The organism is Acinetobacter legionensis (genome assembly GCF_048552295.1).
In the GTDB taxonomy this organism is placed as follows: Bacteria; Pseudomonadota; Gammaproteobacteria; order Pseudomonadales; family Moraxellaceae; genus Acinetobacter.
The window spans coordinates 45,793-52,552 of record NZ_JBIMCW010000027.1; the positions used below are offsets into that span (position 1 = coordinate 45,793).

General features: G+C 38.6%; 6 protein-coding genes. 4 read left to right on the forward strand and 2 right to left on the reverse strand.

Annotated elements, in window-relative coordinates; all coding sequences use genetic code 11:
* Positions 1–10 precede the first annotated feature (10 nt).
* Positions 11–685 carry a DUF1028 domain-containing protein gene (locus tag ACG916_RS17650; RefSeq protein WP_262549744.1) on the reverse strand — a complete coding sequence of 225 codons (675 nt, stop codon included), beginning with the start codon at positions 683–685 and terminating at the stop codon, positions 11–13.
* Positions 686–701: 16 nt separating this feature from the next.
* The gene (locus ACG916_RS17655; protein WP_262549747.1) at positions 702–1,115 is read right to left on the reverse strand and encodes a RidA family protein; all 414 of its coding nucleotides are present in this window, start codon (positions 1,113–1,115) and stop codon (positions 702–704) included.
* Positions 1,116–1,413: 298 nt separating this feature from the next.
* On the opposite strand from ACG916_RS17655, the gene ACG916_RS17660 reads away from it, so the two are divergent.
* The 4 genes from ACG916_RS17660 (at position 1,414) to ACG916_RS17675 (ending at position 6,539) form a co-directional block, all read left to right on the forward strand.
* Complete coding sequence (locus tag ACG916_RS17660; protein ID WP_419328408.1) at positions 1,414–2,658, forward strand: flavin-containing monooxygenase; 1,245 nt, start codon at positions 1,414–1,416, stop codon at positions 2,656–2,658.
* A gap of 44 nt (positions 2,659–2,702) precedes the next feature.
* Entirely contained in the window at positions 2,703–3,851 is a 1,149-nt protein-coding gene (locus ACG916_RS17665) for a hypothetical protein (RefSeq protein ID WP_308955588.1), read from the forward strand.
* 211 nt (positions 3,852–4,062) lie between these two features.
* Positions 4,063–5,016, forward strand: coding sequence for an NAD(P)-dependent oxidoreductase (locus ACG916_RS17670; protein WP_058062361.1), 954 nt, complete (start codon positions 4,063–4,065; stop codon positions 5,014–5,016).
* A 314-nt stretch (positions 5,017–5,330) separates the two neighbouring features.
* Entirely contained in the window at positions 5,331–6,539 is a 1,209-nt protein-coding gene (locus ACG916_RS17675) for an IS256-like element ISAbe10 family transposase (protein WP_262549751.1), read from the forward strand.
* The last annotated feature ends 221 nt before the right edge of the window (positions 6,540–6,760 follow it).

Consider the following 6,760-nt stretch of genomic DNA (forward strand, 5'->3'; position numbering starts at 1 on the left):
TTACTGCAAATTATGGATCACCTGGAACGCCGTAACTTGGTGAGGAGGATGGATTCAGGGCACGCAACACATAATCCTCAACTTGTGGTTGATAAATTTTCCATATGTTATAGAGCTCTCCGATTGGATCAGATTCAGACCAATCGACACGTAAATCTACAATAGGCCACTGTACTTTGTCCACGACTAGTATACCAGCTGAATGAACACTGCCCGCCTCTCCACCTGCGGTAAGACCTGCCTGCATGGCGAGTAATAACCGTTCGGCTAAACATCCCTGACTTTGCTCAAATGCTTCACACATGGTTTGTGGAACATCTGGATTTGCCAGTAAATTACCTGCGCAGGCAACATCCTGACCTGTATGGGCCTGATAAATACCCAGTGTTTTTTCGCCACTATAAGCAGCAACCTGACCTTGCATATTGAGTACAAGTAATTGACGATATTCAATAAAATCTGTATTGGATACCAGTTCCTGAATCGCATCATTCGGGGAGACATCATACTTGATTAAATCAAGCAGAATATTCGCCAAATGCGGATCCGTAATATTTTGACTGGCTGCCACGCCTACACCAGCTTTGGCACGAATACAGCGTGAGGCAACAGCGGGTGAGGAAGAACTCACGGCAGCGCCCAATTGTCCCGTGGTTTTACAACGAGCCACAATGGAAAATGTCATACACCTCTCCTGAGGATTAGTCTGGAATCACAGCAGTCGCATCAATTTCAACCAGCCATTCCGGACGTGCCAGTGCAGAAACCACAATCCCTGTAGAAACAGGGAAAACCCCTTTAAGCCACTTTCCAACGACACGGTAAACGTCTTCACGGTAACGCGGATCAATAATATAAATGGTAATTTTGCAAATATCCTGTAATTCACCACCCGCTTCTTTAAGAAGCATATCAATATTATACATCGCTTGTTCTGCCTGACCTTTGGCATCACCAATACAGACATTTTCGGAAGTATCAAGATTTTGCCCGATTTGCCCACGTAGAAAAACGGTAGAGCCACGCGCCACAACCGCCTGACACAAGTCATTATCAAGATTTTGTTCTGGGTAAGTTTCTTTGGTATTAAAGGTACGAATACGAGTATGTTTCATGTTGCGATCCTGTGTTTTATTACACTTTCTAGTATGCGTATCCCACTTCTCAACTCAATTTCTATTTTCCTTGCTTCTAATTCAGATAATCCGTACTAAAAACTCAATTTAATAAAAGGTGTTTACATTCCGAGCGATTCGTTTTTTTTGATTCACTCCTTTTGGATATGCGATTTTCATTTTTTTAAACAACTTTCTAAGATCAAAACAACATATTTATGGCCTGCTCTGTTAAAGAGAATATATTTTGCAATGCAAGCCCGAAGCTTATAGATCAATCAAGAATTTAGGATTAATCATGAATTTACCAGAACAAATAGATACAGTGGTGATCGGTGGTGGTCAGGCAGGCGTAGCCATGAGTGAACATCTTGGCACATTAGGCATTGAACATGTGGTCCTAGAGAAAGCCAGAATTGCGGAAGCATGGCGTAGCAGACGCTGGGATTCACTGGTCGCAAATGGACCATGCTGGCATGATCGTTTTCCGAGCATGGAGTTTTCCGCAACACCGGAAAGTTTTGTACATCATGATCAGGTTGCAGATTATTTTGAAGCTTATGCAAAAAAAATTAATGCGCCGATTTATACCAATGTAGAAGTTCTGAAAGTCAGCAATAAAGAACAATCTTTGACTTATCAAATCGAAACGTCACAAGGAAAAATTGAGGCACAGCGTGTCGTCATTGCCACCGGGCCTTTTCAAAAAGCAATGATTCCGGCAATTGCACCCAAAGATGAAAAATTGTACCAAATTCATTCAGACCAATATAAAAATCCTGAGCAGCTACCACAAGGCAATGTATTGGTAATTGGTGCAGGATCTTCGGGGGTGCAGATTGCTGATGAATTAAATCGTGCTGGTAAACAAGTATTTTTATCTGTTGGCAAACATGAACGTCCACCCCGTCGTTATCGCTCTAGGGATAATGTTTGGTGGCTAGGGGTACTTGGTGGATGGGAAGCGGAAAAACCGGATAATGGTCCTCTCAAAGGCTTTGCTGTCAGCGGTGCCCAGGGAGGACACACTGTAGATTTTAAAAAGCTTGCACAACAAGGCATTACCTTACTTGGCATGACAAAAATATTTAATGATGGAAAAGTCAGTTTTCAGGCGGACTTAGCAGACAATATTCATCAGGGAGAAGAAAATTATTTAAAGCTTTTGGATGAGGCAGATGCATTTATTGCCAATAGCGGATTGGATTTGCCTGAAGATCCCGAAGCACGAATTTTACTTGATGATCCTGAATGTGTAAAAAATCTAATTCTAGAACTTAATCTGGCACAGCAAAATATCACCAGTATTATTTGGGCATCAGGCTTTGGTTATGATTATGACTGGCTTGAACTAGATATCTTTGATGACAATAAAAAACCAAAACATAAGCAAGGTATTACCAATCAAGCGGGTATTTACTTTCTAGGTTTACCTTATCTGACTGGTCGGGGTTCCAGTTTTATCTGGGGAGTCTGGCATGATGCGAAACGCATTGCAGACCACATCAATATCAAACGCAAATATATGGACTATACACTTTAATCATTAAAAATTAAGAATAAAGTCATTTCTAGAGGAATTTTAATATGCAATATCGTTTAGTAAAAACATTATCCATCACAATATTTGCTTTGGGTGGATTCAATGCAGCACAAGCCGATGCATTAAGCATTGGAGATGAAACAACAGCTAAAGGTGCATTAACTATATCAGGTTTTTTACGCGCAAAATATCAGGATAAAAGCTGGTCAGACAACGACCATAAACTAGTCTTTGATACCGCAAAAATTAATCTTGATTATCAATCGCCTAAATTATTTGGGCATGTTGAATATCGTTGCTATCAATTTGATAAATTGTGTGATTTCTCCTCATTAGTCGATGGTTATCTTGGATATAAAATTAACCAAAATGATAATATTACTCTAGGTTTGCAAACTGTGCCATTTGGCCCTGGACGCTTTTGGGAAAGCAACTGGTATGGTGGCATCGTAACGCAATTTGGTCTTGAAGATGTACACAACTTTGGGGTGAAATATCATTTCCAACCATTTAAAGCGACCGATGTTGATCTATCTTATTTTGCCAAAGATGGAGGTAAATATGGATCAAGTTCCGATGCCAGTCGTTACACAGCCAATTATGTTGAATCTTTAGATGAAAAAAATATGTGGATTGCACGTATTTCCAGAGACTTAAAACTATCTGAAGATGATAAATTAACCGCAAAATTGGGAGGCGCTTATTGGTATTCTGATATCGATAATGATGTTACGCAGTCAACTGGTAACCGCAAAGCATGGACCTTATTTTCTACCATTTCTTATGAAAATCTGGCATTCACTTTAACTGGTGGTAAAAACAAAGTGGATAATAAAGATCCTATTAATGCAAATATATCAACCGTAGGTTCATTTAAAGACAATTACGATATTGCTAATAATGGGACTTTTTATACTGCCGATATCAGTTATGCTTTTAAAAATGTAGGAAAGATTGGTACGATTACACCTTATGCCATGTACAGTACCTACAAAAAAGATGCAGAAGGATTTAAAGATTCAAGTCGTAGTATTTTGGGTGTTTCTGTAGACCATGAACAATTCACATTTGTGGCAGAATATATCATCGGCAAAAATGACTTTAACATTGGTGGCACAACAGAATCTTATGCTATTGGTGATGATAGTGGCACAAATAAATTGCTTAACTTACAAGCAATTTATAATTTTTAATGGCACGCACACTAATATATAACTCATTGAAATAACGCTATTTTAAAGAAATTACAATATTCTACTGAGTCATACAAATCCTTAAATCAACAATTCATTTGGTAGAATGTACAAATGAATTGTTTTGATCTTACTGTTATTTATGCCGAAAATTAGAATCCTGGTATACCGTGCTGAGATTTCACCTTCACCATGAAAAATGAGAAAAATTATGGCGATTTTAAGAGTTACCTGTGTCGAAAAAAATATATTAATGGATAAAAAATTCCATTTTGACTTTCCATGTATATACAAGGAATATCATCAACTATCTCAACAGGAATTTTATCAAAAAGTATATGATCAGGATGTACTGGTTGTAAATGATCTAGTTGTGGATGAAATAGTCCTAGACCATAATCCCACACTCAAACTGGTCGCCTTATGTTCTACAGGATTTGATCATATCAACATTCCATTATTACGCCAACATGGTGTAAAAGTGGCAAATATCCGAGGTTATGCTGGAGATGCTGTAGCTGAACATGCATTCATGTTGATGATTAATTTGTTTAAAAATATGAATTCACAACTTAACTCAGTTCTAACGGGAAAATGGAGTCATAGCCCAACCTCCTACTGCTTATCTGCTTCCATAAGAGAGCTTAACAACAAAAATTTAGTGATCTTGGGAAAAGGGGAAATCGGTTTATCTTTAGCTAAAAAAGCAAAAGCTTTTGGCATGCATGTATATTTTAGCGAACGAAAAAATGCCCTTACTTGTCGCCAAGGATATATTCCGTTCAATCAAGCCATCAAAATTGCTGATGTATTGTCGTTACATTGTGAATTAAATAATCATACTAAAGGCATGATTGATCTAGAGGTTATCCAACAAATGAAATCATCCAGCATATTAATCAATGCAGGGCGTGGAGGGTTAATTGATGAATATAGTTTGGTGCACGCGCTTAAAAATAATTATATTGCAGGTTTTGGCGCTGATGTATTATCAGCAGAACCACCTCCAACAGATCATATCCTGCTTAATTTTCAGCATCCCAATGTCATGATTACACCGCATATTGGTTGGGCAACAGATGAAGCTCAAGGCAGATTATTTGATATTTTACAAAAAAATATTAATTCAAATATTCATGGTATTGCTAAAAATTTAATCAACTAAATGACTTGAGAAGGATCATTATCAAAAGAATAACTATTATTTGAATTTAAATTATAAAAATATAGAAAGCCCCAAGTAATTCACTTGAGGCTTTTAAAAATTTGGAGTAAAAAAGATTTAAAAATTAATGTTTACCTAAGTTATCTAAATTTAGGAGACAACTTGGGTATGAGGTAAGCCTATTTCTGTAAATTTATTTAAGACTGCCACATATGCTTGAATCTTGTTGACTTGACTGAATGAGCCTGTAAATAAAACTGTGTAAATGTCCAAATCTTAGTACCCTGTAATAGGGATAGATGGAGACATCCACAATGGATCACAGTCAATTGATTGAACTGGCAAAAGAATTTACCAAAAACCTAAAAACAGATTCTGACCTGAATGAATTCAGTAAAGCTCTAAAGAAACTTACCGTTGAAACAGCCCTAAATGCAGAGCTCACTGAGCATTTAGGGCATGAGCGTCACCAGCCTAGTGCCAAAGGCAATGCACGTAATGGCTACAGTAAGAAGCAACTACTAACGGGTGATGGTGAGTTTGAGCTGAATACCCCACGTGATCGTGATGGTACATTTGAACCACAATTAGTGAAGAAACACCAAACCAGAATCACCAGCATGGATAGCCAAATCCTATCGCTGTATGCCAAAGGCATGACCACCCGTGAAATCGTCAGTACATTCAAAGAACTATACGATGCAGATGTATCTCCTAGTTTGATTTCCAAGGTAACAAATGCGGTTAAAGAGCAAGTGATTGAGTGGCAGAATCGCCCACTCGATAACATTTACCCCATCGTGTACCTTGATTGCATTGTGGTGAAGGTCAGACAGGACAACAGCGTTATTAACAAAGCTGTCTTTCTAGCATTGGGTGTTAACCTTGAGGGTCACAAAGAACTGCTGGGTATGTGGATCGCCGAGAATGAAGGTGCCAAATTCTGGCTGTCCGTTCTAACAGAACTAAAGAATCGTGGTGTACAAGACATTCTGATTGCCTGTGTAGATGGTTTGAAAGGCTTTCCTGATGCGATTACTACCGTCTACCCACAAACACGCATTCAACTATGTATTATCCACATGGTACGCAACAGTTTGAAATATGTGAGTTGGAAGGACTATAAAGCCGTCACCAGTGACTTGAAGCGTATTTATCAAGCTGTTACTGAAGAGTCTGCCTTGCAGGCATTAGAAGTCTTTGCGAGCACATGGGATGATAAATACCCGCAGATTAGCAAATCTTGGTACGGGCACTGGCAGAACCTAAATACCTTGTTCGCTTATCCAGCAGATATTCGTAAAGCGATTTACACTACCAATGCAATTGAATCACTAAATAGTGTGATTCGGCAGGCAATCAAGAAGCGTAAGCTCTTTCCAACCGATGACTCGGTCAGAAAGGTAATCTATTTGGCAATTGAAGCTGCATCAAAAAAGTGGAATATGCCAATTCGGGATTGGCGTGCTGCTATGAGTCGGTTTATGATCGAATTTGAAGGTCGTTTAGACGCTTTCATTTAAGCGACATTTACACAGAAGTTTTTACAGGCTCCTCTGATCTTTCTAATACTAAGTTCATCTCCATTAATTTAATGCGAGGCATCTTGGTTTCCAACAGACTACGTCAATGATAGCCCAATCACTTTGAACCGTACCGGGTTTGTCGGAGACTTTTTTATTTAAGTTAGGCCACCTGACCTAACGGGTTAATCTTATCATAGTACATTGCTTCAAACTCAAAA